Source organism: Pseudomonas sp. GW821-FHT03C07, assembly GCF_059420925.1.
In genome coordinates, this window is the sequence record NZ_JBWKUQ010000011.1 from 135,961 (window position 1) to 150,915 (window position 14,955).

At 62.2% G+C, this 14,955-nt stretch carries 17 protein-coding genes; 14 read left to right on the forward strand and 3 right to left on the reverse strand.

Annotated elements, in window-relative coordinates; translation table 11 throughout:
* Positions 1 to 135: 135 nt before the first annotated feature.
* Positions 136 to 1,560 carry an MFS transporter gene (locus AC07VG_RS21185; protein WP_495002041.1) on the forward strand — a complete coding sequence of 475 codons (1,425 nt, stop codon included), beginning with the start codon at positions 136 to 138 and terminating at the stop codon, positions 1,558 to 1,560.
* 149 nt (positions 1,561 to 1,709) lie between these two features.
* Here AC07VG_RS21185 and yfcF read toward each other — a convergent pair whose 3' ends face one another.
* A complete protein-coding gene (yfcF, locus tag AC07VG_RS21190) occupies positions 1,710 to 2,342 on the reverse strand; it encodes a glutathione transferase (RefSeq protein ID WP_495002042.1) in 633 nt (210 codons plus the stop codon).
* A 107-nt stretch (positions 2,343 to 2,449) separates the two neighbouring features.
* Positions 2,450 to 3,658 carry an MFS transporter gene (locus AC07VG_RS21195; protein ID WP_495021831.1) on the reverse strand — a complete coding sequence of 403 codons (1,209 nt, stop codon included), beginning with the start codon at positions 3,656 to 3,658 and terminating at the stop codon, positions 2,450 to 2,452.
* A 108-nt stretch (positions 3,659 to 3,766) separates the two neighbouring features.
* Between AC07VG_RS21195 and AC07VG_RS21200 the strand changes: the two genes are divergently transcribed.
* The 13 genes from AC07VG_RS21200 (at position 3,767) to AC07VG_RS21260 (ending at position 14,754) form a co-directional block, all read left to right on the forward strand.
* Positions 3,767 to 4,699, forward strand: coding sequence for a LysR family transcriptional regulator (locus AC07VG_RS21200; protein WP_495002044.1), 933 nt, complete (start codon positions 3,767 to 3,769; stop codon positions 4,697 to 4,699).
* A gap of 123 nt (positions 4,700 to 4,822) precedes the next feature.
* Entirely contained in the window at positions 4,823 to 5,104 is a 282-nt protein-coding gene (locus AC07VG_RS21205) for a DUF3761 domain-containing protein (RefSeq protein WP_495002045.1), read from the forward strand.
* Between the two features lie 54 nt (positions 5,105 to 5,158).
* Complete coding sequence (locus AC07VG_RS21210) at positions 5,159 to 5,632, forward strand: hypothetical protein (protein WP_495002046.1); 474 nt, start codon at positions 5,159 to 5,161, stop codon at positions 5,630 to 5,632.
* Positions 5,633 to 5,713: 81 nt separating this feature from the next.
* The gene (locus AC07VG_RS21215) at positions 5,714 to 6,283 is read left to right on the forward strand and encodes a nucleotidyltransferase family protein (RefSeq protein ID WP_495002047.1); all 570 of its coding nucleotides are present in this window, start codon (positions 5,714 to 5,716) and stop codon (positions 6,281 to 6,283) included.
* 254 nt (positions 6,284 to 6,537) lie between these two features.
* On the forward strand, positions 6,538 to 7,167 hold the full coding sequence (locus AC07VG_RS21220) for a CDP-alcohol phosphatidyltransferase family protein (RefSeq protein WP_495002048.1): 630 nt from the start codon (positions 6,538 to 6,540) through the stop codon (positions 7,165 to 7,167).
* A 76-nt stretch (positions 7,168 to 7,243) separates the two neighbouring features.
* Positions 7,244 to 9,001, forward strand: coding sequence for a bifunctional alpha/beta hydrolase/class I SAM-dependent methyltransferase (locus tag AC07VG_RS21225; protein WP_495002049.1), 1,758 nt, complete (start codon positions 7,244 to 7,246; stop codon positions 8,999 to 9,001).
* Positions 8,998 to 10,359 (forward strand): phosphatase PAP2/dual specificity phosphatase family protein, encoded by a 1,362-nt coding sequence (locus AC07VG_RS21230; RefSeq protein WP_495021832.1) that lies wholly within the window; start codon positions 8,998 to 9,000, stop codon positions 10,357 to 10,359. Before AC07VG_RS21225 ends, AC07VG_RS21230 begins: the two co-directional genes overlap by 4 nt.
* Entirely contained in the window at positions 10,349 to 10,804 is a 456-nt protein-coding gene (locus AC07VG_RS21235; protein WP_495021833.1) for a hypothetical protein, read from the forward strand. Before AC07VG_RS21230 ends, AC07VG_RS21235 begins: the two co-directional genes overlap by 11 nt.
* Positions 10,805 to 10,813: 9 nt before the next feature.
* Positions 10,814 to 11,434, forward strand: a complete 621-nt coding sequence (locus AC07VG_RS21240; protein ID WP_495021834.1) for a lysophospholipid acyltransferase family protein — start codon at positions 10,814 to 10,816, stop codon at positions 11,432 to 11,434.
* 1 nt (position 11,435) lies between these two features.
* Positions 11,436 to 12,368, forward strand: coding sequence for a phosphatidate cytidylyltransferase (locus AC07VG_RS21245; protein ID WP_100942822.1), 933 nt, complete (start codon positions 11,436 to 11,438; stop codon positions 12,366 to 12,368).
* Between the two features lie 167 nt (positions 12,369 to 12,535).
* Positions 12,536 to 13,546 (forward strand): hypothetical protein, encoded by a 1,011-nt coding sequence (locus tag AC07VG_RS21250; protein WP_495021835.1) that lies wholly within the window; start codon positions 12,536 to 12,538, stop codon positions 13,544 to 13,546.
* Between the two features lie 4 nt (positions 13,547 to 13,550).
* Positions 13,551 to 14,150 carry a hypothetical protein gene (locus tag AC07VG_RS21255; protein ID WP_495021836.1) on the forward strand — a complete coding sequence of 200 codons (600 nt, stop codon included), beginning with the start codon at positions 13,551 to 13,553 and terminating at the stop codon, positions 14,148 to 14,150.
* Positions 14,140 to 14,754, forward strand: a complete 615-nt coding sequence (locus tag AC07VG_RS21260) for a hypothetical protein (RefSeq protein WP_495021837.1) — start codon at positions 14,140 to 14,142, stop codon at positions 14,752 to 14,754. The genes AC07VG_RS21255 and AC07VG_RS21260 overlap by 11 nt, the downstream gene beginning before the upstream one ends.
* A gap of 39 nt (positions 14,755 to 14,793) precedes the next feature.
* On the opposite strand, the gene AC07VG_RS21265 is transcribed toward AC07VG_RS21260, so the two are convergent.
* Positions 14,794 to 14,943, reverse strand: a complete 150-nt coding sequence (locus AC07VG_RS21265; protein ID WP_495002056.1) for a hypothetical protein — start codon at positions 14,941 to 14,943, stop codon at positions 14,794 to 14,796.
* Positions 14,944 to 14,955: the final 12 nt, after the last annotated feature.

Sequence of the window (14,955 nt, forward strand, 5' to 3'; positions counted from 1 at the left end):
GCCCCTTGGCATGGCTGGATCGGATAGCGCGCCAAACGCACGAGTACAGTGCAAATGATGCGCCTTCCGCCATATTAGGCGCCGGCGTAGATTTCCGACAGCTCCACGTTGGGAGTGGCCGAAAAGAGAAGCCGCATGAAACCGATCCTTGCAGAACCCGACAAATTCGCGACGGACGCCGAGCCGCATACAGCTTCGGCGCGCTGGGCACTGGCCGGCTTGTCACTGTCAATGCTGCTGTCGTCCCTGGGCACCAGCATCGCCAACGTCGGCCTGCCCACCCTGGCACAGGTGTTCAACGCCTCCTTCCAGAGTGTGCAATGGGTCGTCCTCGCCTATCTCCTGACGATTACCACCCTGATCGTCAGCGTTGGGCGGCTGGGTGATCTCAGCGGCCGGCGGCGCCTGCTACTGACCGGCATCGCCCTGTTCACCCTGGCCTCGACGCTATGTGGTTGCGCCCCCACGCTGGGCCTGCTGATCGGCGCCCGGGCGCTGCAAGGCGTCGGCGCGGCGATCATGATGGCCCTGACCCTGGCGTTTGTCGGCGAGACAGTGCCGAAGGCCAGGACCGGTAGCGCCATGGGTTTGCTCGGCAGCATGTCCGCCGTCGGCACTGCCCTGGGCCCATCGCTGGGTGGTTTCCTGATCGCCGGGCCGGGCTGGCGCGCACTCTTCCTGATCTGCGTGCCGCTGGGCGTGCTGACGTTTGCCCTCGGCTACCGCCATCTGCCCGAGGATCGTCAGGGACCTGCGCGCGGGCGAAGCGGTTTCGACCCACTGGGCACCCTGCTGCTGGCGCTGACACTGGCGGCCTATGCCCTGGCCATGACACTGGGACGCAGTCACTTCGGCCCACTCAATATCAGCCTGCTGGCCGCGGCGGTCCTTGGCCTCGGCCTGTTCGTGCTCACCGAGGCGAAAGTGGCCTCACCGCTGATTCGCCTGGCGATGTTCCGCGACCTCAAGCTAAGCGGGAGTCTGCTCATGAGTGCGTTGGTCTCGACGGTGATGATGGCGACGCTGGTGGTCGGGCCCTTTTATCTGGCGCAAGGACTCGGGCTGGACGCGGCCTCGGTCGGGCTCGCGCTCTCGGCCGGACCCTGCGTCTCGGCACTGACCGGAGTACCGGCGGGCCGACTGGCGGATCGTTTTGGCGCACAGCGTATGAGCGTTACCGGGTTGATGGCTATGGCGATCGGCTGCCTCGCATTATCGCTGTTACCGCAACCCCTTGGTCTGGGCGGCTATATCAGCCCGCTGGTGGTCGTCACCTTCGGCTATGCCCTGTTCCAGGCCGCCAACAACAGCGCCGTCATGAGCGAGGTCAGCACGCAACAACGAGGCGTTGTCTCCGGCCTGCTCAATCTGTCGCGCAATCTCGGTCTGATCACTGGCGCATCGGCGTTGGGCGCGGTGTTTGTGCTCGCATCAAAGGCCGCCGACATCAGCACCGCAGCCCCCGAGGCCGTCGCCAGCGGCCTGCAAGCGACCTTCGCCACGGCACTGGCGCTGGTTGTCGTCGCACTGGCCGTTGCACTGATCGTCAAGAAAAGGTGAGCATCGATTTTGTCGGAGCTGGCTTACCGGCGATGGCAACCGAACAGACGGTGCAAGGCTTACTGGCCTCATCGCCGGCAAGCCGGCTCCTACATTTTTTGCGGTGTTTTCAAGATCCCATTTCATCCAGACTCTGTACAACGCCGCGACTACAGCGCAGGACGCTGAAACCCGACCCACTCCTGCACGGCCGGCCGTTGCCATTGGCGCCGCGCGTATTCCGCCAGGACCGGCGGCACCACATCACCGTTGAGTACCAGCCGGTTGAGCATCAGCGCCAAGTCGACATCGGCAATCGACCATTGACCGAACAGGTGCTCGCGACCGTCCGCCAGCAGCGCCAGGGCCGCCGCGAACAGCTTGCGCGTCGCCGCCTCGGCCGCCGGCGACAAGGGCCCCGACTTGATGCCATAGAACACCACCACGGTGGAGCGCTCCTGCCGGATCGGTATCAGGTCACTGCGCAGCCAGGCCTGGATCTGCCGAGCCTTCGCACGTTGTTGACGGTCCTGCGGATAAACCGGCACCTGCGGGAAGGTTTCTTCCAGATATTCGGCAATCGCCGACGACTCGGACAAGGCAAAGTCGCCATGCACAAGAGTGGGTACCCGTTGGGTCAGCGACAGGCTGGCGTAGTCCTCTGCCTGATTTTCCAAGGTCTCGAGGTCCAGCGGGATCACATCAAAGTCGATGCCCTTTTCCCGCAACACAACGAAATCCGACATGGCATAAGGGCTGGTGAATTGGGCATCAACGTACAGGCGCAGGCGAGAATCACTCACGACACATCTCCATATCCATAGGCGGGAGAGGACACGCTACGAGATTCGGCGCCATAAATAAAATGCATGATTTTCATGCGCGCATTCCCGACGGGAATACCGTGCTTTCAGCGTGCCAAAGCGCTCTGTACGCACCAGGACAATGGCAACGTCAGCAGCACCGTGGCCGCCAGGGTCATCACCGCGACCGGGATACCCGTCACATCCCCCAGCCCGCCGAACAACACCGGAGCCAGGGCCCCACCGCCGATGGTCCCCGTATAGAACAGCGCGAACGCCTGCTCGCGCTTGCCCGCTTCCGACAACTCCGGCACCACGCCATAGAGCACCGACGATGTCCCGTTCAGGACCAGCCCCAGCAACGGCAGCATCGCCATGATGGCGGACAGCGGCAGATACACCGCCAGCACGATCAACAGCGCAGTAGCCGACTCCGTCAGCCACACGGTTTTCATCATGCCGATACGCGCCCCCAGGTAACCGCAGAACAACTTGCCGAACGCACCGCCCACGAACAACAGCATCAACGCCAGGCCGATGCCCGCCGTCCCGGCTCCCTTGCTGCTCAACAGGAACGGCAGGAAGGTGAGAAAGCCCATGCGCACCGCACTGTCCAGCGTGCCCGTCAGCAGCAACGCACGCAGCCCGTCGGCGGAACCTTTCCCTGTCAGGGCCGTGGAGGTTTTGCGCGGCCCGAGCGAGTTGAGCGCCGATGTCGGGACCAGCCACCACAGCAGCGCGGCCGCCGCCAGGCCAAGCACGCCCATCAGCGTGACACTGGCACGCCAACTGACAACCGTCAGTAGCAGACCGACCAGTCCCGGGAGCAACGTCTTGCCGATATCGCCGGAAAAGTTGTATTGCGACAGCGCCTCCTTGACCCCACCGCCCGCCTCGTGGGTATCGGTGATCAGCGAGGACGCCAACGGGTGCTGGGTGCTGGCGCCCAATCCGCCCAGCAACAGCGCCAACAGCAACACCGTCAAGCCGCCGGCCTGGCCGACGAGCAGGTACGCCAAGCCGGCCAATGCCGTGCCGCCCACCAGCAGACGCTCACGTCCCCAGCGCCTCGCGGCCCGGCTCGCCAGCAGTTGGAAACCGGCCATCATCCCGGAGTAGGCACCGCGCAACAGCCCCACCTGCGCGTAGCTCATACCGAACTGCGCCTGCCAGATCGGCAGCAACACATAGATCACGTCGGTCAGGCCATCATGCACCGCATGGGCGCTACAGGCCGCCAGCAGAGATCGGCGACGCAAAGAGGTCTCGGCGGGTTGCGGGTCGCCCAATGTGAGCTGGCTTTTCAGATCATTCATCGTGTTAACTCACCGAGCCTCTCGTTTTATGACGAAAAGGCTTTATAGAATACGTCGGCTGGCGAAGACCAATACCAAATTCGAACCGATCAATACCCAAGGACCAGGATGCTCGATCTACGCAGGTTGCGTTACTTCTTGACCGTTGCCGAGGAGCTGCATTTTGGCCGCGCAGCACTGCGCCTGCATCTCGCCCAACCGCCCCTGACCCGGCAGATTTCAGCCCTGGAAGTCGAACTGGGGTTTCGCCTTTTCGACCGCACCAGCCGCAGCGTATCGCTCACACCCCAGGGCCGCACCTTCCTGCCTTACGCCCGCGCCGTGCTGGAGCAAGTCGACCTCGCCACCGTCATCGCTGGCAAATTGGCGGCTGGCAGTGCCGGCCAACTTGTCCTGGGGTATGCCAGTTCGATTGCCCTGTCGGATATTTTCAGCCAGGCCATCCGGGCCTTCGCCGAGCGTTTTCCGGAGGTTCAACTGACGTTGCTGGAAAGTGCATCAGGAGCCCTGGTGGCGCAGATCGTCGACGGGCGCATCGATATCGGCATGAGCCGCCTGCAGCCGTCTGGCGGGCAAACCGAGGTCCATTCACTGTCCCTGGGCGAGGAGCAACTGGTGGCTGCCCTCTCCAGCGACGACCCACTGGCCGAGCAATCCGAGGTGACCCTGGCGCAACTCAGTGCGCAGCCGTTGATACGCTATCCGACCGATTACGGCTCGGGGCTCAACACGATTATCGAGCACCTCTACCAACGCCATGGTCTACCCTTGCAGCCCGGGCCGGCGGGGCGGCAAATCACCTCGATCATCGCCCTCGTGGCCGCCGGCCAGGGTGTCGCACTGGTGCCCCACTGCACCCAAACCCTGGCGAAAAAAGGCGTGACCTACCGGCCCCTGACCGATCTCGATGCCTGTGCGCCTCTGCTGGTACTCACTCGCGCACAAGGACGCAGCCTGCTGGTCGAGGCGTTCATGGGGGTGATCGACGAACTCCGTCAAGCCAGCGAATCCCAGGTAAAAACAAACAGTCCCTCCATCTGACAAGCGTCCTTTTGGGAAAAAGACAAAGCAATCCCAAATTGCCATCATCCTGATGAAAAGGAATACTCGGCCCTCAAGCTGATACGAATCGCCCTCTTCTGTACACCAAGGACCGGTTAGCCAATGAAACTCGCCTGCCTGGCGCTTGCCGCGTGTTTGATTTTCCAGCCTGCTTTCGCCAGGTCTGATACTGATCGCCAAATCGTCACCCCTGACGAATCGCAGCTGATCGAACATGGTTCATATACCAATAAAGACGGGAACACCGTACACAGCCCTGCCCACACCAAGTCAGATCAAGTGCCGGAAGGCGCCACGGCCAAGTGCAGCGACAAGACTTACAGTTTTAGCCAACATCGGCGGGGGACCTGCTCACGGCATGGTGGTGTGATGGCTTGGTTGTAGAGAGCGTCCAGGAAATAATGAAACGCTTATTCGCAATCCTCCAGGAGCCAGACAATGACGAAACCCTTGTGCGTCACCCTCGCCTTCACATTGCTCCTTGCACTATCAAATGCAGCCTTCGCTGAAACGGCTAATGAAGCAGCCCGCAGCTTCATTGCCCAATCCCATGCTGGCGATGATCTCGCCGCCATTGCACTGTCGGCCGCCAAGCGCACGCAAACTTATGGGACGCTCGTTGCAAAGCTGGGGGATGCCGAGGCCAACACTACCTTATCCCACGAGATCAACGCCCTACTCCCGCAGTACCAGCCGAAATGGGACCAGAATCTTGCAATCGCTTATGAGAAGTCGTTCTCTCCAGAAGAACTGTCATCACTCGCGTCTAAAGGTCGAGACTCAAAATACGCAGGCAAGGTGATAGAGCGACAATCCGAAATCGGAAAAGCAATGCAGTCGAGTTCAGGCCCGATTTTGATTTCCCTGGTCACTGAGGCACTCGAGGCATGTCTTTCCAAAAATGGCCTGTAAACAACACTCCCTGTCACAAACTCTCATATCCCTTGAGCTATCCTCGGCGGACTGGACCGGATCCACACCAAAGGAATGAAGATGACATTGACCACCGAAGGTTTGCTCAGTTTGGCCATGGCTAACCCGGTAAACGCTCAGATCGCCTCGCGCCTGCCTTCCCTCGGCTTGAGTCAATGCATGCTCACGGCGGGCTGCCTGTTCCAGGCCGCCTGGAATCAGCATTCGGACCTGCCACCCGAGTGGGGTGTCAAGGATTACGACGTTTTCTACTTCGACAATGACCTCTCCTGGGAAGCCGAAAACGAGGTTATCCAGGCCACCCAAAAGCTCTTCCAGGACCTTGGCGTCAACATCGATATCAAAAACCAGGCGCGCGTCCATCTTTGGTACGCCCAGCGGTTCGGGCGGACCTATGCTCGGCTGGAGTCGGCCAAAGACGGTATCGATCGTTACCTCATTGCCGGCACCTGCATCGGGCTGGATGTTGCCACGGGAGAGGTCTATGCACCCTACGGCCTGAGCGATATCGAGCAGGGCCTGCTTCGGATCAATCCAGCCCATCGCGAACCCGACTTGTTCGAGCACAAGGCGAAGAGTTATCAGGCTCGCTGGCCTTGGCTGAAAGTCGTGGAAACCACCCCATCATAAAGGCCGACAGTCTTGCCAGGCGGCTCAAGGAAGTTGGGCCGCCTGGCAAGAATGGACAACACTTGCGCGAGCGCGTCGTGGAAAAATCGGTTTGCCTCCTGAATATGTCTGTTTGCACACATTTTTATCCGGAACCTAATGTCAGAACCGATCATTTCTGGCAATAATCCACCTGTTTTGCCAATAAGCGGTCTCCCCGCGCGCAGGAATCCCCTAGCCCCGCTCACCGCCTCCGGACAAGGACCGTCGCCACCATGCCCTCGATCTACCAACTCAAACCTCGCTTCCAGAGCCTGCTGCGGCCCGTCGTCCAGCGCCTCTTCGACAATGGCACCAGCGCCAACCAGGTCACCCTGAGCGCCGCCGTGATTTCCTTGCTGGTGGGCGCCGTGGTCGCCACCTTCGCCGGATACGCCGGGGTGTTTGTGCTCATCCCGCTGTGGATGATCCTGCGCATGGCCCTGAATGCCATCGACGGCATGCTCGCCCGGGAATTCGGTCAGCAATCGAAGCTCGGCGCCTACTTGAACGAACTCTGCGACATCGTCGCCGACAGCGCGTTGATCCTGCCGTTTGCCTTGTTGCCCGAGGTCAGCCTGCTGGCGGTGCTGCTGGTGACCCTGCTGGCGCTGTTCAGCGAATATGCCGGCGTCCTGGGACCGATGATCGGTGCCTCACGCCGCTACGACGGCCCCATGGGCAAGAGCGATCGCGCATTTGCCCTGGGCGTCATTGCCACCGGCGTGGCCTTCGGCCTGATCAATGCCCAATGGATAAATGGCCTGTTCGGACTGATGGCCGCACTGCTGCTGGTCACGCTGGTCAATCGGGTACGACAAGGTTTGAAAGAAGCCGGAACAATCGCGGAACAGCCGGTCCAATAACCCGAATCGCAAAACCGCTGCCACAGAGATTTGCCCCCAGCCCCCACTCTCCAAAATCCGGCAAAAGGACATTGCAATGCGCGACGAGCAAACCCAGACTTTCAGTACCCATGATGGCGTTGAACTGTTTTATCGCCACTGGCCAGCCACAGCACCTGTCGCCGGCGAGCCACGCAAGGCCATCCTGCTGTTCCACCGCGGGCATGAGCATTCCGGACGGATTGCCCACCTGGTGGACGAACTCGACCTGCCGGAGTTCGATTTCTTCGCCTGGGACGCCCGTGGCCACGGCCAGTCGCCGGGCGCACGTGGCGACAGCCCGAGCTTCGCCACCAGCGTGCGGGATGTGCAGACCTTCTGCGATCACCTCGGCGCTACCCTCGCGATCGCCGAAGAAAATATCGCGGTGGTCGCCCAGAGCGTCGGCGCGGTGATCGTCGCCACCTGGGTTCATGACTACGCACCCAGAATCCGCGCCCTGGTACTCGCCTCCCCAGCCTTCAAGGTCAAGCTCTACGTGCCTTTCGCTCGCCCGGGCCTGGCCCTGATGCGGCGCTTTCGCGGCAACTTTTTCGTCAACAGCTACGTCAAGGCCAAGTTTCTCAGTCACGACCCGGAACGCATTGCCTCCTATGACAGCGATCCGCTGATCACCAAGGCCATTTCGGTGAATGTCCTGCTCGGGCTCTACGAGGCCGCCGACCGCGTGGTCGCCGATGCCAATGCGATCCAGGTGCCGACCCAGTTGCTGATTTCCGGCGCGGACTTCGTGGTCCACCGCAAACCCCAGGAACAATTCTTCCAGCGCCTGGGCAGCCTGAAAAAAGAACGGCACGTACTCCCCGGCTTCTTCCACGACACCCTTGGCGAGCGCGACCGGCACCTGGCCGTCAGCCGCGCCAAGCGCTTTATCGAACAGAACTTCCTCTCGCCGGTCAACCGCCCGGCCCTGCTCGATGCTGATCGCATCGGCGAGACCTGTGCCGAATCCGAGTCTCTGGCCGCGCCCTTGCCGCACAACTCGCCACGCGATCTCTACTGGCGTCTGACCCGCGCCAGCATGGGTCTGGGCAGCAAGCTGTCGGCCGGGGTCAAGCTCGGCTTCGACACCGGTTTCGACTCCGGCAGTACCCTGGACTACGTCTACCGCAACACCCCCACCGGGCATACCGCGCTGGGCCGGATGATCGACCAGAACTACCTCAACTCCATCGGCTGGCGCGGCATCCGCCAGCGCAAGCTGCATGTCGAGGAGCTGCTGCGCCTGGCCATGGCCCATCTGCGCGAGCAAGGCCGCGAAGTACGGATCGTCGATATCGCCGCCGGCCACGGGCGCTATATCCTTGAAGCCCTGCACGGAGTGACGCCGCTGCCCGAGTCGATCCTGCTGCGCGACTACAGCGATATCAACGTGCGTGACGGCAGCGCGCTGATCGTCGAAAAAGGCCTGGGCGATATCGCCCGGTTCGTCAAGGGCGACGCCTTTGACCGCGCCGACCTCGCCGCACTGGAGCCCAAGCCGAGCCTCGCGGTGGTGTCCGGTCTGTACGAACTGTTCGCCGACAACACGATGGTCGGCAACTCACTCGCCGGCTTGGCCGAGGCCTGTGAACCGGGCGCTTATCTGGTCTATACCGGGCAACCCTGGCATCCGCAGCTGGAACTGATTGCCCGCGCCCTGACCAGTCACCGTCAAGGCCAGGCCTGGGTCATGCGCCGTCGCAGCCAGGCGGAAATGGACCAGTTGGTGGAGGCCGCCGGGTTTCGCAAGATCACTCAACGGGTCGATGAATGGGGGATCTTCAGCGTGTCCCTGGCGCAACGCGTGCAATGATGAACAACACCCCCCGCGAAGCCGGCCTGCTGAAACGCGCCGTGCTCTGGCTGGTCCTGCTGGCGCCGTTGTTCTTCGCCAGCTACGGCTTCGCCACCTGGTACACCGCCCAGCGTAGCGATGTCGGCAGCTATGTGTTCGACTGGGAAAGCCACATGCCGTTCTGGGCCTGGACCATCGTGCCCTACTGGTCCATCGACCTGCTGTACGGCTTGTCGCTGCTGCTGCCCAGGAGCAAGCGCGAGCTCGATCGACACGCCTTGCGCCTGCTGACGGCCCAGGTGATCGCCGTGTCCTGCTTCCTCCTCTGGCCGCTGACCTTTACCTTCACCCGGCCACCGCTGGACGGCGTGTTCGGCTGGCTGTTCGCGGTGCTGGCGGGCTTCGACAAACCCTTCAACCAGGCGCCTTCGCTGCATATCGCCTTGCTGGTGATTCTGTGGGTCATGTACCGCCGGCATTTCAGCGGTGCCGGGCGCTGGCTGGTGCACGGCTGGTTCGCGCTGATCGGCGTGTCGGTGCTGACCACCTATCAACACCACTTTATCGACCTCCCCACCGGCGCCCTGGCCGGCTGGTTGTGCGTCTGGCTGTGGCCGGACGATCGTGCCAACCCGTTGGCCGTCGCGCGTCTGGCGCGCAATGACAACCGCTTCGCCCCTGCGGCTTACTACGGGCTGGGAGCGGCGTTGTTGGCCATCGCCGGCTCCAGCTTCGCCGGTGCCGCGTTGTGGTTGCTCTGGCCGGCTCTGGCCCTGGCGCTGGTGGCACTCAATTACGCGGTGTTCGGCGCCCAGGGTTTCCAGAAACGCGCCGACGGCAGCTTGAGCCCGGCGGCACGCTGGCTGTTTGCGCCTTACCGGGCGGGCGCCTGGATCAATTCGCGGCTCTGGACAAGATCGCATCCACAACCCGACCACGTTATCGACGACCTTTGGCTTGGGCGACTGCCAAGCCGACGCGAACTTCAAGCCGGCTCGTTCGCCGCCATCGTCGATCTGTGTGCCGAACTGCCGTTGGCTCCACAGGGCCGGGCCTATCGCAGTATCCCTGTTTTGGACCTGATCACACCGTCAGCCGAGCAATGTCGGGAAGCCGCCCTGAGTATCGATGAACTGCGCCAGCACGGACCGTTGCTGGTCTGCTGCGCCCTGGGCTATTCGCGCAGTGCCACGGCGCTCGCCGCCTGGTTGTTGCACAGTGGTCGAGCGCCAGAGATCGATGAGGCCTTGGCGCTGATACGCGCGGCACGTCCCGGCGTGGTCTTGCATCCTCAGCATCGCCAGGCGCTGGAGGCGATGCTCGACCTCATGCCCATTGACGCATCCGACCGTTTGAGGAGCATCGATGTCCGCTGACCTGCCATTGCACGTGCTCGCCAGCCTGCTACGGCGCGGCCGCGCACTGGACCAGCTCTCCATGGGGCTGACCCTACTCGGTGTTCTGCTGGGCCTGGCACCGCTGCTCCTCAGTTGCTTCAGCCTGTGGTGCCTTGCGGTCAGCGCCTGGCTGGTACTGTCAGGCCTGCTGCAAAAATACTGGGCCTTGCGCGTCGCTTTCGACGCCGATCTGTTCCAGTTGATGGCACAGGACCCCAGCAATCTGAGCGAGCGCACCGAGGCACTGGACCAGGCATTGCAAGACCTCGGTCTGCAATCGCGGCAATCCACCAACCGCCCCTGGACCGAACGCAGCCGCGGCGCACTGGGCCTGCTCAAGCGTCAGGCGTTGTTGCTGCTCGTGCAAATTTCTCTGCCACTGCTCGTCATTCTGGCCAGCCCCTGGCTGCCCTTCGCCGGATAAGGAATCGTCATGTTCGAACCCGTGGTTGCCACTCTCATCACCTCCGGCGCCCGCCTGATCACCGGCGCCCGCAGCCTGTGGATCGGCTGCGGGCCCAATCCGCAGCAGCGCATCTACTTCGCCAACCACAGCAGCCACGGTGACTTCGTCCTGCTCTGGGCCTCGCTGCCACCAGCGCTGCGCAAACTCACACGGCCGGTCGCCGGCGCCGACTACTGGAATAAAAGTGCCCTGCGCCGCTACATCATCAAGCAGGTCTTCAACGGCGTGCTGATCGACCGCGAACGCAAGGCGCCCGGGGACAACCCGCTGCAACCGATGCTCGATGCGCTGGAACAAGGCCACTCGCTGATCATTTTTCCCGAAGGCACACGCAACCAGGAGGACGGCCTGCTGCCGTTCAAGAGCGGGATCTTCCACTTGACCCGAAGCTACCCACAGGCGCAGTTGATTCCGGTGTGGATCGCCAACCTCAACCGGGTCATGCCCAAGGGTCGTGTACTGCCCCTGCCCCTGCTGTGCACCACCAGTTTCGGCGCCCCGCTGCGACTCGAAGACGACGAAAGCAAAGAACACTTCCTGCAACGCAGCCGCGATGCGCTGCTGGCCCTGGCACCGGAGCAACACTGAAATGGATAGGCAGACCCTGATGTTATTCGCCGGGATCGGCATGATCCTGGTCCTGGCTTCGCTGATCGGCTTTGTCCTCAAGTGGCGTACCCGTGGCACGCCGAACGCGGTCATCGACAACCTCAACGCCCGGATCAATGCCTGGTGGGTGATGGTGCTGGTGATCGGTATCGCCTTCTGGCTGGGCACCGGCGCGGTGATCCTGCTGTTCTATGCGGTGTCCTTCTACGCCCTGCGCGAGTTCCTGACCCTGACGCCAACCCGGCGCAGCGACTACCCGGCGCTGGTGGCGGCGTTCTACCTGGCGCTGCCGCTACAGTACCTGCTGATCTACAGCGACTGGTACGGACTGTTCTCGATCTTCATTCCGGTCTACGTGTTCCTGCTGCTGCCGATCCTCGCTTCGTTGGGCGGTGACAGCACGCACTTCCTCGAGCGGGCGTCGAAAGTCCAGTGGGGCTTGATGATCGCGGTGTTCTGCGTGTCGTTCGTGCCGGCGCTGCTGACCCTGGAGATTGCCGGCTATGAAGGTCGCAACCTGCTACTGATCGCTTACCTGGTGATCGTGGTGCAGTTGTCCGACGTACTCCAGTACGTCTGCGGCAAGCTGTTCGGCAAACGCAAGATAGCGCCCAACCTGTCGCCGTCGAAAACCGTCGAAGGCTTTGTCGGCGGCATTACCCTGGCCTCGTTGATCGGTGGCGCGCTGTTCTGGATTACCCCGTTCAATCCCTGGCAAGCGGCACTGATCGCATTGTTGATCAACCTGCTGGGGTTTGCCGGTGGCATCGTCATGTCGGCGATCAAGCGCGACCGTGGGGTCAAGGACTGGGGCCATATGATCGAAGGCCACGGCGGCATGCTCGACCGACTGGACTCGGTGTGCTTCGCCGCGCCGATCTTCTTCCATCTGGTGCGCTACTGGTGGACATGAAGAAAACCACCAGCCTTCGCGCACTGAGCGTTGCGCTGCTGCTCGCCGGGTGCACCAACGTCAAGGGCAACGGCAATGAGTGAGAAAGCCAGCGCAACGCCCGACCGAAAAGCGCCCTGGCACACCAGCCACCCACCTTGCCGGCCGCCGGCCTTATGCAGGGGCCCATGCCGTTGAAAAGTCGTTTCGCAACCGCCGCTCTTGTCCTGGTGGCCATCATGCTCAGCGCCTGCTCCAGTGTGGTCGAGACCCTCAATGATGGCATGGAGTATTCGTACGTCGTGGCGTACCCCATCCGAGGGCCTGAATATGTTCTGAGCGATCTTGGCGGCGAGCGGTATCTGCTGGCACAGCAATCCCTCGACTATCGCGGTCAGCTGTCGAAGAACCTTCGCTACTTCGACCGTCGCACGGGCGTGCTCACGCCAATGGGAGACGTGTTCCTGAACAGCGAGGACAACATCCCCATCCGCTATTCGAGCGACGATCCCCAGGTGGTGGTATTCCTGCAGTACGGCGTCTCGCGCGATCTGAAAAAAGAATGCCTTCGCGGCTCCACGCTGGAAGAACGCTTGAAGACCCACTGCTACTACATCCGCATCGAGCTTTCGATGGACGGCGGCAAGACTTTCGCACTGATGCATGTGGAGGTTCCATCGGTCTTGAACGCTGGCAGCGGCGAGAACAACTTTGCGTTTGCAAGCGTGCGCAAGCATGTTCTGTACGTCGGCCTCAAGGCCTACAACGACGACAGCGGCCAGACAAAGGTCGCGCTTCGTCGCATGCTGACGCGTCCCGGTTTCAACGGCGTGATCCTTGCCGCGGCGCTGCCGCCGCAAGGCCGCACCCCGGAGCGCATCAACAATCCGCACCTCGTTGCGGACCGGCTGACTGGCAAGGAACTGGAAGACTTTGTCATCGAGCCGGCCCACAACACCCTGCGCGCAGTGCCAAAGGAACTTGACCTGCAATACGGCATCGCCATCCACGCGAGCGAAAGACACAAGTACGTGGATGAACTAAGCGCCAGCTATCCGGAATGGGCCAAGCAGCAGCGACTGGACATTCCCGAAGAGCCCCAGGAAGAAAATCGCGACGAACAAAATAAACGCGTCGCCGCGATACCCGCATGGCGTGACGATCCCATCGAATGGATTCGCTTCGGTGAAGGTGGCTGAAATCATGAAAGAACTCATTCCCCTCGAGCGGGATCGCCGCGCACGGGCGATCAAGGTGCTCGAAGGCCCGCTCGACAACTTCCGGGTCGCCGTCACCACGTCGATGGATATCGGCCGAGTGCGGTTTGCTCTCGACGGTATCGTGGTCGACGCTCGCCTGCGCGAGCAGAACACCACCCCCGAGACGCTGCAGATCCTGGCCGAGCAACGCACGCCGGTTGTGGCTGGCGTTTTCGAGCTGCACGACGGCGCGCACAGACTCGACTGGCTGCTGCCGCAAGGCGCGCAGCAACCCATCGCACCCGAGCCACCGCAGGTGCGCGCCGAAAAGACCTGGCGCTCGCTGCCGCGCGCACTGCGGCTGGCCGCAGCCGGCGGCCTGATCGGAGCTGGCGCGTTCTTTCTGGGGCTGCAGATCAAATCCGCCTGGAATTTCCCGTTTCTGATTGTCGGAGCCCTGGCCATGGCAACCTTGATATTCTCATTGTTGCAGATCGCCTTTTCCTGCAGCGATCTCTGGGAGAGTTTCAGCCGCAGGCGGACCTTGCAGTTGATGGCAGCGGTGAGGGTGAAGTACTGCGGGGTACACGCTGATGGCCGCTGAACTGCCCGACATTCAGCGGGTCGAGGGACGGCTGAAGAAGCTGACGGCGAAGTCGCTCTACAAGCGGGGTAACGCCTACAGCTTCGTCGTCAATGGTCAATCGATGTGGTTCCTCACCCGCGAGCGTTCATGGCACCCGAGCGCACCTTTCCTGGCCGAAGGGGACCGCGTCGAGCTGGCCGTGCTGGATAAGCCGCTCACATCAACCGGCGAGCAGCGGGTGTACGCCCTGCGCAACCTGGAAGACGATTGCGTCTACGTCACGCACTTCGCCTGGCAAGGCAGTTCGGAGCCTTATGCCGCAACACGCATCCCACCCGGAAGCGAATACCGCTACGTCCTGGCATCGACCGCTCTGCTGATTGCCATTCTCGCAATGGGGGCCTGCATTGGCGCGGTGACGGGAAAGAACGACTCATTCTCGCTCTTTCTGGGTGGCCTGTGCGTCGGTGCATGGCTGCTCTTCGCGGTTCCGCTGTCCGTCATTCGCTGGCGCTGGAAAGCCGGACTCCCCACACGCAGGCAGCGTGTCATGGAGGCCGCCTATCGCTGCCTGGCGCTGGGGTCGCCGCTGGCGCCGAACAGGTCCGTTCGGGCCGTGTAGTGGGCCGCAGGATCGCTGGCGTCAATCGGGAGTGGTGCGCTACTGATTGGCCGCCTGAACCCGCTGCCAGAACATCGTGTTCGCCAGAATGAACGCCAGCCCGCACTTGCGGCGCGGCTCTTCGAGCTGGCGGTCCTGGCGATCACGCATCAGGTCAGTGTCACCGGGAGTGAGGGGGCCAGCAGCCATAAAAAAAGCCGG